The organism is Pseudomonas sp. EA_65y_Pfl1_P113 (assembly GCF_963970525.1).
In the GTDB taxonomy this organism is placed as follows: Bacteria; Pseudomonadota; Gammaproteobacteria; order Pseudomonadales; family Pseudomonadaceae; genus Aquipseudomonas; species Aquipseudomonas tritici.
Genome location: NZ_CAXAQM010000007.1, coordinates 30,056 through 48,619, shown reverse-complemented (window position 1 = coordinate 48,619; position 18,564 = coordinate 30,056). Strand labels below are relative to the sequence as shown.

15 protein-coding genes are annotated in these 18,564 nt (G+C 61.1%); 11 read left to right on the top strand and 4 right to left on the bottom strand.

All coding sequences use genetic code 11. The annotated features are described in order from the left end of the window. Positions 1 to 265 precede the first annotated feature (265 nt). From tcyJ to AACY52_RS08930, 11 genes are all read left to right on the top strand, one after another. Positions 266 to 1,066 carry a cystine ABC transporter substrate-binding protein gene (tcyJ, locus tag AACY52_RS08980; protein WP_339419918.1) on the top strand — a complete coding sequence of 267 codons (801 nt, stop codon included), beginning with the start codon at positions 266 to 268 and terminating at the stop codon, positions 1,064 to 1,066. Then, on the top strand, positions 1,066 to 1,731 hold the full coding sequence (gene tcyL / locus AACY52_RS08975) for a cystine ABC transporter permease (RefSeq protein WP_339419916.1): 666 nt from the start codon (positions 1,066 to 1,068) through the stop codon (positions 1,729 to 1,731). The genes tcyJ and tcyL overlap by 1 nt, the downstream gene beginning before the upstream one ends. Positions 1,732 to 1,734: 3 nt before the next feature. Beyond that, positions 1,735 to 2,481: an L-cystine ABC transporter ATP-binding protein TcyN gene (tcyN, locus tag AACY52_RS08970; RefSeq protein WP_339419914.1), complete on the top strand. Its 747-nt coding sequence runs from the start codon at positions 1,735 to 1,737 to the stop codon at positions 2,479 to 2,481. A gap of 312 nt (positions 2,482 to 2,793) precedes the next feature. Next, positions 2,794 to 3,558 carry a hypothetical protein gene (locus tag AACY52_RS08965; RefSeq protein WP_339427359.1) on the top strand — a complete coding sequence of 255 codons (765 nt, stop codon included), beginning with the start codon at positions 2,794 to 2,796 and terminating at the stop codon, positions 3,556 to 3,558. A gap of 187 nt (positions 3,559 to 3,745) precedes the next feature. Further along, a complete protein-coding gene (locus tag AACY52_RS08960; RefSeq protein ID WP_339560429.1) occupies positions 3,746 to 4,987 on the top strand; it encodes an SfnB family sulfur acquisition oxidoreductase in 1,242 nt (413 codons plus the stop codon). Positions 4,988 to 5,026: 39 nt separating this feature from the next. Then, the gene (locus tag AACY52_RS08955; protein WP_339419909.1) at positions 5,027 to 6,220 is read left to right on the top strand and encodes an SfnB family sulfur acquisition oxidoreductase; all 1,194 of its coding nucleotides are present in this window, start codon (positions 5,027 to 5,029) and stop codon (positions 6,218 to 6,220) included. Further along, positions 6,220 to 7,572, top strand: coding sequence for an LLM class flavin-dependent oxidoreductase (locus tag AACY52_RS08950; protein ID WP_339438771.1), 1,353 nt, complete (start codon positions 6,220 to 6,222; stop codon positions 7,570 to 7,572). Before AACY52_RS08955 ends, AACY52_RS08950 begins: the two co-directional genes overlap by 1 nt. A gap of 143 nt (positions 7,573 to 7,715) precedes the next feature. Continuing rightward, positions 7,716 to 8,531, top strand: coding sequence for a MetQ/NlpA family ABC transporter substrate-binding protein (locus AACY52_RS08945; protein ID WP_339456707.1), 816 nt, complete (start codon positions 7,716 to 7,718; stop codon positions 8,529 to 8,531). Then, positions 8,528 to 9,643 (top strand): ATP-binding cassette domain-containing protein, encoded by a 1,116-nt coding sequence (locus tag AACY52_RS08940; protein WP_339560428.1) that lies wholly within the window; start codon positions 8,528 to 8,530, stop codon positions 9,641 to 9,643. The genes AACY52_RS08945 and AACY52_RS08940 overlap by 4 nt, the downstream gene beginning before the upstream one ends. Next, a complete protein-coding gene (locus AACY52_RS08935) occupies positions 9,633 to 10,277 on the top strand; it encodes a methionine ABC transporter permease (protein ID WP_339419905.1) in 645 nt (214 codons plus the stop codon). Before AACY52_RS08940 ends, AACY52_RS08935 begins: the two co-directional genes overlap by 11 nt. A 39-nt stretch (positions 10,278 to 10,316) precedes the next feature. Continuing rightward, positions 10,317 to 10,943, top strand: a complete 627-nt coding sequence (locus tag AACY52_RS08930; RefSeq protein WP_339419903.1) for a class I SAM-dependent methyltransferase — start codon at positions 10,317 to 10,319, stop codon at positions 10,941 to 10,943. A 104-nt stretch (positions 10,944 to 11,047) separates the two neighbouring features. On the opposite strand, the gene AACY52_RS08925 is transcribed toward AACY52_RS08930, so the two are convergent. From AACY52_RS08925 to AACY52_RS08910, 4 genes are all read right to left on the bottom strand, one after another. Continuing rightward, the gene (locus AACY52_RS08925) at positions 11,048 to 13,219 is read right to left on the bottom strand and encodes a glycoside hydrolase (RefSeq protein WP_339419902.1); all 2,172 of its coding nucleotides are present in this window, start codon (positions 13,217 to 13,219) and stop codon (positions 11,048 to 11,050) included. Between the two features lie 115 nt (positions 13,220 to 13,334). Then, on the bottom strand, positions 13,335 to 16,388 hold the full coding sequence (locus AACY52_RS08920) for an efflux RND transporter permease subunit (protein WP_339419901.1): 3,054 nt from the start codon (positions 16,386 to 16,388) through the stop codon (positions 13,335 to 13,337). Further along, entirely contained in the window at positions 16,385 to 17,455 is a 1,071-nt protein-coding gene (locus tag AACY52_RS08915) for an efflux RND transporter periplasmic adaptor subunit (RefSeq protein ID WP_339419899.1), read from the bottom strand. The genes AACY52_RS08920 and AACY52_RS08915 overlap by 4 nt, the downstream gene beginning before the upstream one ends. Further along, positions 17,452 to 18,534 carry an efflux RND transporter periplasmic adaptor subunit gene (locus AACY52_RS08910; protein ID WP_339419898.1) on the bottom strand — a complete coding sequence of 361 codons (1,083 nt, stop codon included), beginning with the start codon at positions 18,532 to 18,534 and terminating at the stop codon, positions 17,452 to 17,454. Before AACY52_RS08910 ends, AACY52_RS08915 begins: the two co-directional genes overlap by 4 nt. Positions 18,535 to 18,564 lie beyond the last annotated feature (30 nt).

Sequence of the window (18,564 nt, the reverse complement as noted above, 5' to 3'; positions counted from 1 at the left end):
AAATAGGGGAGCGGGCTTGCTCGCGAAAGCGGTGTGTCAGTCACCGGATTGGTGAAAGATAGGCCGCATTCGCGAACAAGCCCGCTCCCACATTGGATCTACGGCGTATTCGAAAAACGCATATAAAATTTAATTAATATTATTTTCAAGTCTTAAAAACCCGCTTTATAGTCGCGCCGTAGGCGAAGACGCGCTACGCGCTTTAAGGCAGGATACGACTACCGCGTCACCTGCTTCGCTCAACATAAAAACACAGGGGCTCTTCATGACTATTTCTGTATTCCGTCGCACGTTGCTGGTCGGCACTTTGGGCCTGGCACTCGGGGCTGGCCTGATGGGCCAGGCAATTGCCGGCGAGCAGTTGGACAACATCAAGAAAGCCGGCGTCATCAACGTCGGTCTGGAAGGCACTTACCCACCCTTCAGCTTTGTCGGGGAAGACGGCAAGCTCGCGGGTTTTGAAGTCGAGTTTTCCGAAGCGCTGGCCAAGGAGCTGGGCGTGAAGGTCAAACTGCAGGCCACCAAGTGGGACGGTATCCTGGCCGCACTGGAATCCAAGCGACTGGACGCGGTGATCAACCAAGTCACCATTTCCGAAGAGCGCAAAAAGAAGTACGACTTTTCTGAGCCCTACACCGTTTCCGGGATTCAGGCGTTGGTACTGAAGAAGAACGAAGACAAACTCAATATCAAATCTGCTGCCGACCTGGCCGGTAAAAAGGTCGGGGTGGGCCTGGGCACCAACTACGAGGAGTGGGTGAAAGCCAACGTCAAGAACGCTGATATCCGCACCTACGAAGATGACCCAACCAAGTTCCAGGACCTGCGCATCGGCCGTATCGACGCCATCCTGATCGACCGCCTGGCGGCACTGGAATACGCCAAAAAAGCCCCGGACACCGCCGCTGCCGGTGACGCGTTTTCTCGTCAAGAAGCAGGCGTAGCCCTGCGTAAAGGCGAGCCTGAGTTGCTGGCTGCGGTCAACAAGGCCATCGAAAAACTGCGCGCAGACGGCACGTTGAAAAAACTCTCCGAGAAGTACTTCAACGCTGACGTTACCCAATAATGGAAGAAAAGTTTCAATTGATCCTGAATTCCACGCCCTTCTTGATGCAGGGCGTGTACTTCACCGTGATCTTGAGCCTGGGCGGTTTGTTTTTCGGCTTTGTGCTGGGCTTCGGCCTGGCCTTGATGCGTTTGTCGCGCTTCAAGACGCTGAGTTGGATCGCCCGCATCTACGTGTCGTTCTTTCGCGGTACGCCGTTGCTGGTGCAGCTGTTCATGATGTATTACGGCTTGCCGCAAGTGGGTATCGAACTCGACCCGATTCCCGCCGCGCTGATCGGCCTCTCATTGAACATGGCAGCGTATATCTGTGAAACCTTGCGCGCCGCCATCAGCTCTATCGAGCGTGGCCAGTGGGAAGCCGCTGCCAGTATCGGCATGACCCGTGTGCAAACCCTGCGTCGGGCGATCCTGCCGCAGGCGATGCGTACGGCATTGCCACCGCTGGGTAACAGCTTTACATCGCTGGTGAAGGACACCTCGCTGGCAGCGACCATCCAAGTGCCCGAGCTGCTGCGCCAGGCGCAGTTGGTGTCCGCGCGCACGTTCGAGATTTTCGCGATGTACCTGTCGGCCGCCCTGATCTACTGGGTGCTGGTCAGCATCCTGGCGTATTTCCAAAATCGTCTGGAAGCCCGGGTCAACCGGCATGACCTGGAGTCCTGAAGCATGATCGTGGTTGAAAAACTGACCAAACAATTCAACAGTCAGGTGGTGCTCAACGGCATCGACCTTGAGGTCAAGGAAGGCGAAGTCATCGCCATTATCGGCCCCAGCGGTTCCGGCAAGACCACCTTCCTGCGCTGCCTGAACTTCCTCGAGCAGCCCACCAGTGGCCGCATCAAGGTAGGCGACATCGAAATCGACACCAGCAGGCCGATCAACCAGCAACAAAGCCTGGTGCGGCGCCTGCGCCAGCACGTGGGGTTTGTATTCCAGAGCTTCAACCTGTTCCCGCACCGCACTGCGCTGGAAAACGTCATCGAAGGCCCCACCGTGGTCAAGAAGATGCCGCGCGAAGCCGCTGACGCCCTGGGACGCAAACTGCTGGCCAAGGTGGGCCTGGCAGGTAAGGAAGATGTCTACCCACGGCGCTTGTCCGGTGGCCAGCAACAGCGCGTGGCGATTGCCCGTGCACTGGCCATGGAGCCGGAGGTGATTCTGTTTGACGAACCCACCTCGGCGCTGGACCCGGAGCTGGTGGGCGAAGTGCTGGCGACCATTCGCAGCCTTGCCGAAGAAAACCGCACCATGGTTATCGTCACCCACGAGATGAGCTTTGCCCGTGACGTGGCCAACCGGGTGATCTTCTTCGACAAGGGCGTGATCGTGGAACAAGGCGAATCCAAGGCACTGTTTGCCAACCCCAAGGAAGAACGCACCCGGCAGTTTTTGAGCAAATTCCTGGCTCACTGACACACTTATGTGGGTGCTGGCTTGCCAGCTCCCACATAAGCGCGCTCCTACAGGAAATCGTCATTCCACGCCGTAAAACACCCCGCCACACGGGACTATAAATCCCCCTCCCAGTCAGACCCTTCTGAATATCACAAAACCCGCCGTTTAGCCTTTTGCCGCCATTGACGCCCCTTGGCCAACCCTCTTATCTAGCGCTCAGAGGATTGGATCCTATCCCAGCTGTTTTCTGAATCGTTCATTTCGGTCGCCCCGCGCACCCGCGCCAAAGGTCCGGAACGATTGCTGCTGGCTGTATCAAGGAGATTATTTATGACGCCCCCACTGCTCACTGCACCGACACTGCCCCAGGCCATCGGCAATGGCATCAATGCCCTGGCCGCCACACACCTGCAGGTCGACATTGCGCCGTATCCCGGCATGGATGAAGGCGACCTGATCGAGCTGTTCTGGAACAACTGCTTTGCCGCGTCACGTCGGGTGACCGCGTGCAAGGTCGGCGCATTCACCCACCTGCGGGTGCCGGAAAGTTTCGTGCTGGATGGACCGGCTCAGGTCCATTACCAGGTCATGCAGATCGGCCATGGCCCTGCGCGCTCCGCCGAAACGCGGGTGCGCGTAAAGACCCACTACCCTGGCGGCGAACCCTCGCCCCTGTACCACGACGAAAACCACAACCTCGCCCCCGTGGGCCTGCCCGAGACCATCCGCCGCTGCGGCGTCAACGCCAGCCAGGTACGGCGCGGTATCCCTCTGACCATCGAGCCGTACCTGAACATGACCACCGGCGATGCCATCACCCTGCGCTGGGGCGATGTGCGCCTGGACCTGCCGAAGATCCAGGCCAGGGAAATCGGCCAGGCGGTGCAGGTGTGGGTGCCTTCGACGGTGATTGTCGAAGCCGGCGACGACTGCCGGCTGGAGGTGACCTATTGCATTCTGGATCGCGTCGGCAACAACTCACGCTGGGCACCCGCCCGCACTTTACGCATTGCCGCCGAGGCGCCAACCCACCCGGTCGGGACTGCGCTGATCTATCGTCCCCGCCCTCTCGGGTCGCCCTGCGAACCAGGGTGAAAGACCTTCTATTCATATTCCCAAAAGTTAGTTTATTTAAATATTTAATACGCTTAGGGTATATGTACCGGACCACCGGACATCTCTGAATTTTCTGTTTTTATTTCATTGAATGCGAGGTCGGTATGGTCAGGATTACCCCGGTGGGCAACGCCAGGGCATTACGTGCAGCCAAGGAGCGGCGCTGATGTCTAACTTGGCTCTAACAACTCCCCAGAGTGATCTGGACGTAGCTCCCCTGCTGTTGCCGGCCGCTGTGCTGCGCAACGATGCAGAGGCGTTGAATGCTGCCCAGGAGCTGGCTCAGGCTGCGCGCCTGCAAGCCGCCAAGCGCGACAGGCAACGCCAGCTGCCGTGGGCGCAGATTGAGCAGTTCACCCGCAGTGGGCTGGGCAGTATTTCCATTCCCCGTGAATACGGCGGCCCGCAGGTGTCTTTTGTCACCCTGGCCGACGTGTTCGCGATCATCAGCGCGGCAGACCCGGCCCTCGGGCAGATCCCGCAGAACCATTTCGGCATCCTGCACCTGTTACAGGGTGCGGCCACAGAGCGCCAGAAAAAGCAGCTGTTCCAAAGCGTTCTCGACGGTTGGCGCATCGGCAATGGCGGCCCGGAACGCGGGACCAAGAACACCCTGGAGCTCAAGACGCGCATCACCGCCAAGGGTGACGGTTACGTGATCAGCGGCCAGAAGTTCTATTCCACCGGCGCGCTGTTTGCGCATTGGGTTGCGGTCAAAGCGCTGAACGATGACGGCAAGCAGGTCATGGCGTTCGTGCGCCGTGGCACTGAAGGGCTACGCATTGTCGATGACTGGTCGGGCTTCGGCCAACGCACTACCGCCAGTGGCACGGTGCTGCTGGACCAAGTGCCGGTGGACGCCGAACGGGTCGTGGAAAACTGGCGCATCGGCGAAACCCCGAATATCCAGGGCGCCGTCTCCCAACTGATTCAGGCCGCCATCGACGCCGGCATTGCGCGCAGCGCGCTTGAGGACACCATCGCCTTCGTTCGTGAACGCTCGCGTCCCTGGATCGATGCCAAGGTCGAACGCGCCAGTGATGACCTGTATGTGATCGCCGAGATCGGCAAGCTCAAGATCGAACTGCACGCCGCCGAAGCCCTGCTGCGCAAGGCCGGTCAGGTGCTGGACCAGGTCAGCGCTGCGCCGATCACCGCTCAGTCAGCCGCGCGTGCGTCGATTGCCGTGGCCGAGGCGAAAGTGCTGACCACCGAAGTGTCGTTGCTGGTCAGCGAAAAGCTCTTCGAACTGGCCGGCAGCCGCGCCACCCTTGCCGAGTTCAACCTCGACCGCCACTGGCGCAACGCGCGGGTGCACACCCTGCACGACCCGGTGCGCTGGAAGTACCACGCGGTGGGCGCTTATAGACTGAACGGCACGTTGCCGGCTCGACATTCCTGGATCTGACTGACCAGAACACTTTTTTACGAGCGTCTGGAGAAACCCATGACTTTTCCCCCTAACGTCGCGGTCATTACCAGCGACGAACACGCCCTGATTGTCGCCAGCGACCTGGCTGAAGACTTGCGCCGCGACAGCGCCCAGCGCGACCGCGAGCGTCGCCTGCCCCTGCCCGAGCTGGACGTGTTTTCCCGCTCCGGCCTGTGGGGTATCAGCGTGCCGAAGGCATACGGCGGCGCAGGCGTGTCCAACGTCACCCTGGCCAAGGTGATTGGGCTGATCGCCCAGGCTGACGCCTCGCTGGGCCAGATCCCGCAGAACCATTTCTACGCACTGGAAGTGCTGCGCGTAAACGGCAGCCCTGCGCAGCAAAAGCGTCTGTACGCCGAAGTCCTTTGCGGTCAGCGCTTCGGCAACGCCCTGGCGGAACTGGGCACCAAGACCGCCCATGACCGCGTCACGGCCATCACCCGCGACGGCGACGGCTTGCGTATCAGCGGCCGCAAGTTCTATTCCACCGGTGCGATCTACGCCCAGCGCATCCCCACGTCAGTGGTGGATGAACAGGGCGTGCAGCAACTCGCCTTTGTCCCGCGCGACAGCGACGGCCTGACGGTCATCGACGACTGGAGCGGCTTCGGCCAACGCACCACCGGCAGCGGTTCGGTGGTGTTCGACAAGGTGTGGGTTGCCGCTCATGACGTGATCGCGTTTCAAAGCGCCTTCGAACGCCCGACCACCGTCGGCCCGCTGGCGCAGATCCTCCATGCGGCCATCGACACCGGCATTGCCCGCGCAGCCTTTGAAGATGCGCTGCACTTCGTGCGCACCAAGACCCGCCCGTGGATCGATTCCGGCAGCGACAAGGCGACTGAAGACCCGCTGACCCTGAAAAGCTTCGGCCACCTGAGCATCCGCCTGCACGCCACCGAGGCGCTGTTGGAACGCGCAGGGGAATTTCTCGACCGCGCCCAGGCCGACGGCAACGCCGAGACCGTTGCTGCCGCCTCGATTGCCATCGCCGAAGTGCGTGCCTTGAGCACCGAAATTGCCCTCGCCGCCGCCAGCACGCTGTTTGAACTGGCCGGCAGCCAGGCCACCCTGGCCGAGCACGGCCTTGACCGCCACTGGCGCAACGCCCGCGTGCACACCCTGCACGACCCGGTGCGCTGGAAGTACCACGCGGTGGGCAATTACTACCTCAACAATGAAAACCCGCCACTGCGGGGGACCCTTTGATGGCGAAGAAGAAAATCCTGCTCAATGCCTTCAACATGAACTGCATCGGGCACATCAACCACGGCCTGTGGACCCATCCACGGGACACGTCCACCCAATACAAAACCATCGAGTACTGGACCGACCTGGCGCAAACCCTGGAGCGTGGGCTGTTCGACGGCCTGTTCATTGCCGATATCGTCGGCGTGTACGACGTGTACCAGCACTCGATTGACGTGCCGCTCAAGGAGTCGATCCAACTGCCGGTGAATGACCCGTTGCTGCTGGTCTCGGCCATGGCCGCCGTCACAAAAAACCTCGGCTTCGGCCTCACCGCCAATCTCACCTATGAGCCGCCGTATCTGTTTGCGCGGCGCATGTCCACGCTCGACCACCTGAGCCGTGGCCGGGTCGGTTGGAACATCGTCACCGGCTACCTCGACAGCGCCGCCAAGGCCATGGGGCTTACCGAGCAGGTCGAGCATGACCGCCGTTATGACCAAGCCGATGAATACCTGGAGGTGCTCTACAAACTCTGGGAAGGCAGTTGGGAAGACGACGCAGTGATCAACGATCCACAAGCGCGGGTTTATGCGCAGCCGGGCAAGGTGCACAAGGTCGAGCATCACGGTGAGTTCTATCAGGTGGAGGGTTATCACCTGTGCGAACCGTCGCCGCAACGTACGCCGGTGCTGTTTCAGGCGGGCAGTTCGGAGCAGGGGCTGCTGTTCGCCGGGCGTCATGCCGAATGCGTGTTCATCAGTGGGCAGAACAAGACCGCGACCAAAATCCAGGTGGACAAGGTGCGCGCCAGCGCCGTGGAAGCCGGGCGCAACCCGGATGACATCAAGGTGTTCATGGGCCTCAACGTGATCGTTGGCGCCACTGAAGCGCTGGCCTGGGCCAAGCACGCCGAATACCTGAGCTACGCCAGCGCGGAGGCCGGCGTGGCGCATTTCTCGGCGTCCACCGCGATCGACTTCGCTCAGTACGAACTGGACGAGCCTATCCAGTACGTGAAGAGCAACGCGATCCAATCGGCCACCAAGAACCTGCAGAACAACGACTGGACCCGGCGCAAATTGCTCGAGCAACACGCCCTGGGCGGGCGCTATATCACGTTGGTGGGCTCGTCTGAGCAAGTTGCTGATGAGCTGGAGTCGTGGATCAGCGAGACCGGCCTGGATGGCTTCAACCTGACGCGCATTGTTACGCCGGAAAGCTATGTGGATTTCATTGATCTGGTGGTGCCGCAGTTGCAACGCCGTGGCTCGTACAAGACTGCTTATGACACCGGAACGCTGCGTGAAAAAGTCTTCCATGGCAGCGCCCGGTTACCCGAACAGCACACCGGCTCCACCTACCGACACTGAACCAAAACTGTGGGAGCTGGCTTGCCTGCGATAGCGGTAGGTCAGCGAATACAAATGTGGCTGAAAGACCGCCATCGCAGGCAAGCCAGCTCCCACAGTTGACCGAGTTGTTAATGAATACACCTGATGACTGGAAATCGACCATGAAAAAAATACTGCTCTCCCACCCAGTCAAAGCACTGGCCCTGGCCTTCGGTTTGTTCAGCTCTGCAGTGTTCGCTGCCGATGCGCCGTTGAAAATCGGCACCACCGCCGCCTTCGCCATTCCCCTGGAAGCCGCGGTCGCAGAAGCCGACAAACAAGGCCTGAAGGTCAAGCTGGTGGAGTTCACCGACTGGATCGCGCCCAACGTCAGCCTGGCCGCCGGTGACATCGACGTGAACTACTTCCAGCACATCCCGTTCCTGGAAAACGCCAAGGCCGCCGCCGGCTTTGACCTCGCGCCGTACGCGCCGGGCATCATCAACAACGTCGGGCTGTATTCGAAAAAATACAAAAGCATCAACGACTTGCCCCAGGGCGCCAGCGTGGCGATTGCCAACGACCCGATCAACAGCGGTCGCGGCCTGCAATTGCTGGCCAAGGCTGGCCTGATCACCCTCAAGCCGGGCGTGGGCTACAAGGCCACCGAAGAAGACATTGTGACCAACCCAAAAAAGATCAAGATCCTGCAAGTCGAGGCCGTACAACTGGTGCGCGCTTATGACGATGCAGACTTGGTGCAGGGCTACCCGGCCTATATCCGCCTGTCCAAAACCTTCGATGCTGAGTCGGCGCTGCTGTTCGACGGCCTCGACCACCCGGAATACGTGATCCAGTTCGTGATCCAGCCGAAAAGCAAAGCCGACCCACGGGTGATCAAGTTCGTCGATATCTACCAGCACTCGCCCGTGGTGCGCGCTGCGTTGGATAAATCCCTCGGCAAGCTCTACCAAGTCGGCTGGGAAGATAAAAAATGACCGCCGCCGATGCGCAACTGCGCGACCTCAGCTCAGCGCCCAGGGACGCCGAACAGACAGAACTGCATGCGGACCTGAACCGCGCTCATGTGCGTTTTATCAACCTGGGCAAGACCTATGACGGCACTGTGCACGCCTTGCAAGGCATCGACCTGGCGATACAGCGTGGTGAAGTGTTCGGCATTATCGGCCGCAGCGGCGCCGGCAAGTCGTCGCTGATCCGCACTATCAACCGCCTGGAGCAACCGAGCAGCGGACGGGTGCTGATCGATCAGGTGGACATTGGCGTATTTGACGAAGACCGCCTGGTGGCGCTGCGTCGGCGTATTGGCATGATCTTCCAGCACTTCAATTTGATGTCGGCCAAGACCGTGTGGCAAAACGTCGAATTGCCACTGAAAGTCGCCGGAGTGCCCAAGCCCCAGCGTGAGCAGAAGGTGTGCGAGCTGTTGGAATTGGTCGGCTTGCAGGACAAGCACAAAGCCTACCCGGCGCAGCTTTCCGGCGGGCAAAAACAGCGCGTGGGCATCGCTCGTTCGCTGGTACACGACCCAGAGATTTTGCTCTGCGACGAAGCCACCTCGGCCCTCGACCCGGAGACCACCCAGTCGATCCTCGGCCTGCTGCGCGAGATCAATCGGCGCCTGGGCCTGACCATTGTGTTGATTACCCACGAGATGGCAGTGATCCGCGAAATCTGCGACCGCGTGGTGGTGTTGGAACACGGGCGAATCGTCGAACAAGGCCCGGTGTGGCAAGTGTTTGGCAACCCGCAACATGACGTCAGCACAACCCTGCTGGCACCGCTGCAACATGGGCTGCCGGACGAGTTGCAAAGCCGTTTGCAGGCCACACCGCAATCCACCGATGCCGCTGTGGTGCTGCGCTTGCAGTTTACCGGGAGCGATAGCGAAGCGCCGGACCTAGCCGCGTTGTTCAGCGCGCTTGGCGCGCGTGTACGCCTGCTACAAGGCGGCGTGGAACGTATCCAGGGCCACGCCCTGGGGCAACTGCTGCTGGCGGTGAGTGGCTCGGCCCACAGTGCCGAAGAGCTGCGTAAACGCGCCGGGAATTGGGCACAACAGGTGGAGGTGCTGGGCTATGTGGTTTGAACGTTTAGTACAGGGTGCCATCGACACCTTGTTGATGGTCGGCGTGTCGTCGCTGATCGCCTTGCTGGTGGGAATTCCACTGGCGGTGTTCCTGGTCACCAGCGACAAAGGCGGCATTTACCAGGCGCCTGCGCTCAACCGCATGCTGGGGGCGTTCGTCAATCTGTTCCGCTCCATACCCTTTCTAATCCTGATGGTGGCGCTGATCCCATTCACCCGGCTGATCGTCGGCACCACCTATGGCGTCTGGGCGGCGGTCGTGCCATTGACCATCGCCGCCACGCCGTTTTTTGCACGGATTGCCGAGGTGAGCTTGCGCGAAGTCGACCACGGCTTGGTCGAAGCCGCGCAAGCCATGGGCTGCCGACGCTGGCACATCATCTGGCACGTGCTGTTGCCGGAAGCGTTGCCGGGGATTGTCGGCGGGTTCACCATCACCTTGGTGACCATGATCAACTCGTCCGCCATGGCCGGGGCGATTGGCGCCGGCGGTTTGGGTGACATCGCCTACCGCTACGGTTATCAGCGCTTTGATACGCAGATCATGCTGACGGTGATCGTGCTGCTGGTGATTCTGGTGGCAGTGATCCAGTTGGGTGGGGATCGGTTGGCGCGGGTGTTGAACAAGCGGTGAGGTATAGTCGGGCCCTCTCAGTACCCGGTATTCCCCGTCATGACCCTCAAGCCCGACGACCTCGACCAGATCACCGCCACCACCCTCGGCCACTACAACACAGTGGCCGAGGACTTCCGCGAAGGCACCCGCGATCACGATGTGAGCCAGAACATCGACGCGCTGCTGCGGCATATCCAGGGCTGCGCGCCGTTTACCGTGCTGGATTTCGGCTGTGGGCCGGGGCGCGATTTGCAGACGTTTACGCGCATGGGGCATATCGCCGTGGGGCTCGATGGTTCGGAGCGGTTTGCGCAGATGGCGCGCGAAGACAGTGGTTGTGAAGTGTTGCAGCAGGACTTCCTGAAACTGGACCTACCTGCCGAGCGCTTTGACGGGATTTTTGCCAATGCCGTGCTGTTTCATATTCCCAAGCAGGAATTGCCGCGTGTGCTGGAGCAGCTGCATGGGACGTTGAAACCAGGTGGCGTCTTGTTCAGCTCCAATCCACGCGGTGAGAACCTGGAAGGCTGGAATGGGCCGCGGTATGGGTCTTATCACGACCTGGCGGCGTGGCAGGCGCTGTTGGCGGGGGCGGGGTTTGTGGAGCTGGAGCATTACTACCGGCCTGCTGGTTTACCGAGGGAGCAGCAGCCTTGGTTGGCGAGTGTGTGGAGAAAGAACTAGGTCTGTGTTGCCTGCGCTGGCCTCATCGCAGGCAAGCCACACAGTTGGAATGCATTCCCCTGTGGGAGCCGGGCTTGCCCGCGATAGCGGTTTGGCAGGGTGAGCTAATCGACCTGATACACCACAGGTTTCTCACCCACTACTCGCGCCGTCACGCTACGCCCCGGATATCCCTCTCTCGGTTCAGCAGCAAAATTCGCCACCAACCGCGTCCCATCGGCAAACGTGGTCTCCTGCACCAAACGATCCGCTGTCAGCCACCGAAACCCGGTCATTGCCTGGGTCGCCAGGCGCTGATGCAGCGGCCGGAAAAAACGATCCTGGCGCTGGATCAACGGCAATCGCTGGCTGACCGTCGAAGCGCTCAAGTGATACAGCGGCGGCACGTTGTAGAGCAGTTGGGTCAACTCATTCTCGGCCCGCACATTGCTCAGCTTCAGGCTGTCAAACAGCCAATGATGGGTGGTGATCACCGAGCCGTGGAACACCGCCTGGTACAGCGGCAGGCGCATGTCCGGCTCGAAATACACCGTGCGAAAGGGTTCTTTCAACGGCACCGATTTGAAAAACACTGTCGGTTGTTCCGGCGGGTACCAGTTGCCCACGTAGTAGGGCGATTGCTTGTCTTTGGTCATGGCCTGGTCGCCCCAACCGATCACAGGCGTCTGCATGCCATGGGCGAACAGGATGCCCTGGGCGGTGATGGCATTGCCGTCTTCAGAACCGGCGGGCAACTTGAGTGCAGTATTCAGCCAACGGGAGGCGTCGATGTTGCCTTGCGCGTTTTGCGCCTGGGTCATTGGAGCGCCGTCACGGTAGCTGTCGAAGACCATGCTGGTAGCGTAGGCATCGAGGAACCATGCGTTGAAGCCCGCCTTGGTTTGAACGGCCTTTACTCGTGCTTCCAATAAGGACCGCACGCAGCGCGGGTCGGTGTAGTGACCGGATTGCTGGAAGCCGGTCTTGAGCTTGCCGCCCTTCAACACAATTGCGCAGTCGCGATAGGCCTTGCTGCCCAGGTGGGCGGTGGTCCAATCGGGGTTTTCCGTGGCGGCCAGGGCCGTTTCATAGGAGTCATAGGGCGCCATCAGGTAGCCGGCGTCGACACCGGCGCGGATCGACTCAGGGTGCCACAGGCCGCCTTCCCAGCCTTCGCCCAGGGTCAGCAGCAAGCGTGGGAGCCCTGAGTCGCGCAGCGACTGGATCGCTGTGCTGCCCCAGGTTGCAGGGGTATCACTCAAGGCCCCGGCAAAGTCCACCGCCAACTCGCTGCGCAGCTCGCCGTAGCGCGCCGCGAGCCGTGTCATATCGGGCTCTGCAATCTGCCAACTCTGTCGGGCCTTTTTGTTGATCGCCGCGTTCAGCCCCCGAAGCAGCACTGTCTGCTCGTAACGATTCAACGCCGTGCCCTGGGCCAGGACCTTCGTGGCTTCCTTGTCCAACAAGCCCTTGAGTTCATGACCGCGCAAGCGCTTGAGCAACAAAGGCCAGTGGCGTACATCCTCCGGGGCCAGCAGATCGTTGCCCCACAGGTAGACGTGGCTGGCGCCCAGCAACTTGTCGGCCTCAGGCGTCTGCCGCAGTTTGTCCGCCAACGGCTCATACCGGCCCTGCTCCACCAGCCATTGGCGATAACGCTTGGCCCCGGCCAATGGGTCGGCAGCGCCTAGGTGCAACAGCAGGGTCATCGGCTTAGACGGCTCGAGCGAAGTGAATTCATGGGCCAATGAGAGGGCCATGCCTTCCTGCCAGCGCAGGCGGTTGTTATAGGGGTTGGTCAGCAACCAGTTGAGGGTAAACGTGCCGTGATCGACACCCCACAACGGCAGGCTCAGATCCTGGGTGGTGTTGATGACGCCCTGCTCGAGTAGAAAGGCCTTCCAAACGGCGTTGCCGGCAGGCACGTAATGCCCTTCGGCCAAGGGCCAGATCAGGCCTTGGCCAATCGCTTCGGCGGGTTGGTTCAGCAGCGCCAGCTCACCTGGTTCGCGAGCGGTGACGGTCAGGGTCAGGTCACGCTGTTCAAGGCGCGCAACCAGGCGATACGCGCCGCCGTCCCATTGCCAGCTGGCTTGCTTAGCATTGCCCTGCACATCGCTGACGGTGTGCGCTGGAGTGCCGCTGGAGGCCTGCACCGAGGTTTCACCCACCGGGGTGACGCGCAACGCCAGCGTGGCGGGGTCGATTTCGACCCGCCACAGGCTATTTTCCAGTACGGTGCCCGCAAGCGTCAGGGGCGAAAGCAGGAGGGTACAAACCAGCAGAAAACAGCGCATGACACAGACCGTCCAATCGAAACCAGGCCCGGAGAGTAATGCAATTACCGCCAGGCAAATGTCTCGAAAGTGTTTCCAGGAACCTTCCCACACCTATGCAGGAAGGCAACGAAAGTCAGCCGTTCTCCTGTTTCGGCTCGCGAATCTTGTACCAGGCCACATACAGCGCCGGCAGGAACAACAGCGTCAGCAACGTGGCGATGATAATCCCACCAATCATCGCGTACGCCATAGGCCCCCAGAACACTTCCCGCGCAATCGGGATCATGCCCAGGCTCGCCGCCGCCGCCGTGAGCAGGATCGGCCGACGCCGGTGCTCGGTGGCTTCCACTACCGCATCCCACGGCGTATAGCCGGCCACCTCGTATTCATGGATTTGCGTCACCAGGATCACCGAGTTGCGGATGATGATGCCGATCAACGCCAAAATACCCAGGATTGCCACAAAGCCCATGGGCGTGCCTGTGGGAATCAGCGCCAGCACCACGCCGATCAGCCCCAGCGGCGCAACACTCGCCACCAGAAACATCTTCTGCACACTGTGCAACTGGATCATCAGGAAGGTCGCCATAAGGAACAACATCAGCGGCACCACGCTGGCAATCGGGCCCTGGGCCTTGCCGCTTTCCTCCACGGTGCCGCCGGTGGCGACCTTGTAACCCGCCGGCAAACCGGCGCTGAACGTGTCGATTTCCGGCTTGAGCTGCTTCACCAGGTCCGTCGGCTGCATCTCATCGCGCACCGAGGCCTTGATGGTGATGGTCGGCTTGCGGTCGCGACGCCACACCAGCGGCTGCTCCAACTCATAGCGTACGGTGGCAAAGGCGAGCAGCGGAATCGAGGTGCCGTTGGGCGTGACGATCTGCAGGTTCTGCAAGGTTTCCGGCGTGCCGCGCTCGGCGTCTTCGGCGCGGCCAACCACGTTGATCAGGTAGATATCATCGTGCACCTGGGTCACCGAGGCGCCGCTGACCACGCTGTTCATCAATTGCGCCACGTCTTCCGACGACAGCCCCAGTTGCCGCGCCTTGTCCTGGGCAATGTCGATGCGCAGCACTTTGCCCGGCTCGTTCCAGTCGTAGATGATCTCGCCCAGGTGGGTGTTCTTATCCAACAACGTCGCCAGTTCGATGGCGTGTTTGCGCACTTGGTCGGTGTCTTTGCCCGACACACGATACTGAATCGGGCGCCCCACCGGCGGGCCCATTTCCAGCGGCTGCACATAGCTGCCAATGCCGACAAAGTCATCGCGCAGGCGCTTTTGCAGACGCTGGATCAACTCGCCGCGCTCCTCCAGGCCCTTACTCACGATGACCAATTGCGCGTAGTAGGGGTTCTCCAACTGCTGGTCGAGCGGCAGGTAGAACCGGATCGCGCCTTGGCCGATGTAGGTGCTCCAGCGCGAAATGTCCGGATCGTCCTTGATGATCGCTTCCAGACGGTCGACGGTTTTACGCGTCTCGTTGATCGAGGCGTTCTGCGGCAGGTTGAGGTCGACGAGGATTTCCGGGCGGTCCGACGAGGGGAAGAACTGGTTCTGCACAAACTGCATGGAGAACACCGACGCTACAAACAGCGCCACGGTGATGCCGATCGCCCACCAGCGGTTACGCATGGCCCACAGCATGCCGCCATTGAAAGCGCGGCCAATCCGCCCCGGCTCGCCATTGTGCGGCTTCACGTTGGCGCTGAGGATATGCACGCCGATCACCGGCGCAAACAGCACCGCCACCACCCACGACACCAGCATCGCCACGGCAATGACCGCGAACAGGGTGAAGGTGTACTCGCCCGCCGAGCTGGCGTTAAGGCCAATTGGCACGAAGCCGGCGACCGTCACCAAAGTACCGGTGAGCATCGGAAACGCCGTCGAGGTGTAGGCGTAGGTTGCCGCCTGCTCCTTGGTTTCGCCTTTTTCCAGACGCGTGATCATCATCTCGACGGTGATCATCGCGTCATCCACCAACAGGCCTAAGGCGATAATCAACGCGCCCAGCGAGACCCGCTGCATGGTGATGCCGCTGTACTCCATGAACACGAACACCAGCGCCAGCACTAACGGAATCGAGCACGCCACCACCAGCCCGGCGCGCATGCCCAGGCTGATAAAACTCACCACCAGCACGATGATCACCGCTTCAAACAGGGCACTGGTAAAGCCGCCGACGGCTTCCTCCACCACTTCCGCCTGGTCGGAGACCTTGTGCACGCCGACGCCCACCGGCAGGTCGGCGGTCAATTCGTCCATGCGTTCATGCAAGGCCTTGCCGAACGACTGGATATTGCCGCCCTTCTGCATGGCGATGGCCAAGCCAATCGCCGCCCTCCCGTTGAAACGGAACATCGGCCGCGCCGGGTCGACGTAGCCACGCGTGATTTCTGCGATATCTGCCAGGCGGTAGAAGCGGTCATTGAGCCGCAGGTTGACGTTGGCCAGGTCTTTCTCCGAGGAAAATTGCCCCGACGTGCGCACGGAAATCCGCTCTGGCCCGGCCTCGATCACCCCGGCCGGCGTCACCGCATTTTGCGATTGCAGGCTCTGCACGACCTGGCGCTGATCAATCCCCAGGGCCGCCAGCTTGCGCGTGGAAAAATTCAGGTAAATCACTTCGTCCTGCTGGCCGATCATCTCGACCTTGCCCAACCCCGGCACCGAACGAATCTCAGCGCGCACCTGTTCCACGTAGTCGCGCAACTGGCGCATCGAAAGGCCATCGCCGGTAAAGGCGTACACCGAGCCGAACACATCACCGAACTCATCGTTGAATGACGGCCCCTGCAAACCTTGAGGGAAGTTGCCGCGAATATCGTCGATCTTCTTGCGGACCTGGTACCAGATGCCCGGGATGTCCTTGGCGCTGGTGGTGTCCTTGAGGAACACGAACACCGTGGACTCGCCCGGCCGCGTGTAGCTTTTCACGTAGTCGAGTGAGTCCAGTTCTTCGAGTTTTTTCTCGATGCGGTCAGTGACCTGCTTAAGGGTTTCTTCCTGGGTCGCGCCCGGCCAGCGGGTCTGGATCACCATGGTCTTGATGGTGAACGAGGGGTCTTCCTCGCGGCCCAGGTTCATGTAGGAGAACACACCCATCAGCAGCGCGACGAACATCAAGTACCAGACGAAAGACTGATGCTTAAGGGCCCAGTCGGATAAGTTGAAACTCCCTTTCATCGCGGGCTGTCCTCGTCGATTTTGACCTTCTGCCCAGGCTTCAGGCTGTTCACGCCAGCGGTGACAATGCGCTCGCCGGGTTTGACGCCGCCATTGAGCAAGGCGCTGTTGGCATCACGGCTGATCACGTTGATGTCGCGCGGTTGCACGGTCTGGCTTTGGGTGTCGAGCAGCCAGATGCGGGTCTTGCCGTCGACATCCTGCAGGGCGCTCAGGGGCACTTCGATGCGCGGCTCGATGGCGGTGCTCAGCGTCACGCTGATCGCCGTGCCGAGGCGGAATGCCGGTGGTGTTTCGGCCAGCGTCAGCCGCGCGCGACGGGTGCGTGTGGCGCTTTGCGCCTGGGGCTCAACCTGGCGCACGATGGCCGTGGTGTTGACGCTCGGGTCGAGTTGCCCGGCGACCAGGAACACCACGTCCTGCGGCAGGCGCTCGGCCAGGCCGGCGGGCAGGTCGATCACTGCTTCCTTGATATCCGGACGGGCCAGGGTCACCACTTGCTGGCCAGCGCTGACCACCTGGCCGGCCTCGGCATTCCAGGCGGTGACGATGCCGGCGTGGTCAGTGCGCAGTTCGGCGTAGTTAAGTTGGTCTTTGGCTTGATTGACTGAGGCCTGCGCTTGGTCGAGGGAAGCCTGGGTGGTTTTCAGGTCGGTCTGGGCGATATCCAGTTGCGCCTGGGCACCGACGCCACGGTTGAACAACGCCTGCTGACGGCGGGCGTTGGCCTGGGCGTTGATGAATTGCGCCTGTACGCGCGCCAGATCGCCCTGGGCAGAACGCAATTGGTTTTGTTGGTCAGTGGGGTCGAGTACGGCGAGCAAGGCGCCCTTCTCCACTTCGGCCCCCACATCCACGGCGCGCCGGGCAATACGGCCAGGCACGCGGAAGCCCAGGTTAGTTTCGTAACGGGCCTGGATGGTGCCGGCGAAACGACCGAGGTTTTCCTGATCTTCCGATTTTACTTCCATGGACAGCACCGGCCGCAGGGGCTCCGGCGGCGGCTCTTCTTTCGAACAGGCAACCAGCAACAGGCTGGCGGCGAGTATCCCCGTCAGGCGCTTCATGGCTGCACCCCTTGCTGGGCGATCTCGACCAGCATGCCGGGGTGCAGCAATTGCCCACCGGCCACCACCACTTTTTCGCCGCCTTTGAGGCCGTCGCCAATGATGACTTTGCCAGTGAGGTAACGCGCCACGGTGACTTTATGCAATTGCGCCTTGCCGTCGCCGTCGATCAACCAAACGGCGGGTTCGCTGAGATCTTTGGTCAGCGCGGACCAGGGTAGTTCGATACTGGCCTTGGCCGGGCCATTGGTGGTAGCGCTCACCACCGAGCCCAGTTGCATGCCTTTGGGCAGGGCTTGCAAGGCGATTTTCACCTGCACGGTGCCGGTATTGGCCGCCACGGCGGGTGTGACTTCACGGACCTTGCCCACGGCCTTGATGCTCGGGTTATCCAACAGGCTGACGGTGATCGGCGCATCTGGCGGCGGCTCTACCAGCAGCGACTCGTACACATTGAATACGGCATCACGCTCGCCATCGCGGGCCAGGCTGAAAATCGGCACAGTGGCCTGTACCACCTGGCCGACCTCGGCCTGACGCGCCGTAATCACACCCGGCGCTTCGGCGATCAGCGCGGTATAACTGAGTTGTTCGCGGGCATTGGCCAACTGGGCTTGGGCGGCCGCCAGTGCGCTTTGGCTGCTGCGCAGCGCGGCCTGGGCGGAATCATATTCGCTGCGGCTGGTGTAACCCTTGGGCAAGAGTTTTTCCTGGCGGACAAAGGCGGCGGCGGTTTGCTTGACCCGCGCCTGCTCGGCCACGACTTGGGCCTGGGCGGAATCGACGTTGGTCTGCAAATCCTTCGGGTCGAGCTTGGCCAGCACTTGCTTGGCGGTTACGCGGTCACCCACATCCACCATGCGCTGGATGATCTTGCCGCCGACGCGGAACGACAGGTCGGTTTGCACACGGGCCTGAATGTCGCCGGTCAGCGTGACAGCCGCGGCGAAGCCCGCCGACTGTACGGTCTGCACAAACACCCGTGAATGCGGCTTGGGTTCAGCCTTATCCTCGCCACAGCCGCTCAACAGCGTCAGTAGGCAGAGACCAAAAATACAGGTGGAAACGCGAGCGCCCATGCAGGCTCCTTTTGCGTGATGCCGACTTGC

Excerpts from the sequence above, each read along its gene's own strand:
- tcyJ (WP_339419918.1), top strand. The coding sequence starts at position 266 with ATGACTATTTCTGTATTCCGTCGCACGTTGCTGGTCGGCACTTTGGGC.
- tcyL (WP_339419916.1), top strand. The coding sequence starts at position 1,066 with ATGGAAGAAAAGTTTCAATTGATCCTGAATTCCACGCCCTTCTTGATG.
- tcyN (WP_339419914.1), top strand. The coding sequence starts at position 1,735 with ATGATCGTGGTTGAAAAACTGACCAAACAATTCAACAGTCAGGTGGTG.
- AACY52_RS08965 (WP_339427359.1), top strand. The coding sequence starts at position 2,794 with ATGACGCCCCCACTGCTCACTGCACCGACACTGCCCCAGGCCATCGGC.
- AACY52_RS08960 (WP_339560429.1), top strand. The coding sequence starts at position 3,746 with ATGTCTAACTTGGCTCTAACAACTCCCCAGAGTGATCTGGACGTAGCT.
- AACY52_RS08955 (WP_339419909.1), top strand. The coding sequence starts at position 5,027 with ATGACTTTTCCCCCTAACGTCGCGGTCATTACCAGCGACGAACACGCC.
- AACY52_RS08950 (WP_339438771.1), top strand. The coding sequence starts at position 6,220 with ATGGCGAAGAAGAAAATCCTGCTCAATGCCTTCAACATGAACTGCATC.
- AACY52_RS08945 (WP_339456707.1), top strand. The coding sequence starts at position 7,716 with ATGAAAAAAATACTGCTCTCCCACCCAGTCAAAGCACTGGCCCTGGCC.
- AACY52_RS08940 (WP_339560428.1), top strand. The coding sequence starts at position 8,528 with ATGACCGCCGCCGATGCGCAACTGCGCGACCTCAGCTCAGCGCCCAGG.
- AACY52_RS08935 (WP_339419905.1), top strand. The coding sequence starts at position 9,633 with ATGTGGTTTGAACGTTTAGTACAGGGTGCCATCGACACCTTGTTGATG.
- AACY52_RS08930 (WP_339419903.1), top strand. The coding sequence starts at position 10,317 with ATGACCCTCAAGCCCGACGACCTCGACCAGATCACCGCCACCACCCTC.
- AACY52_RS08925 (WP_339419902.1), bottom strand. The coding sequence starts at position 13,219 with ATGCGCTGTTTTCTGCTGGTTTGTACCCTCCTGCTTTCGCCCCTGACG.
- AACY52_RS08920 (WP_339419901.1), bottom strand. The coding sequence starts at position 16,388 with ATGAAAGGGAGTTTCAACTTATCCGACTGGGCCCTTAAGCATCAGTCT.
- AACY52_RS08915 (WP_339419899.1), bottom strand. The coding sequence starts at position 17,455 with ATGAAGCGCCTGACGGGGATACTCGCCGCCAGCCTGTTGCTGGTTGCC.
- AACY52_RS08910 (WP_339419898.1), bottom strand. The coding sequence starts at position 18,534 with ATGGGCGCTCGCGTTTCCACCTGTATTTTTGGTCTCTGCCTACTGACG.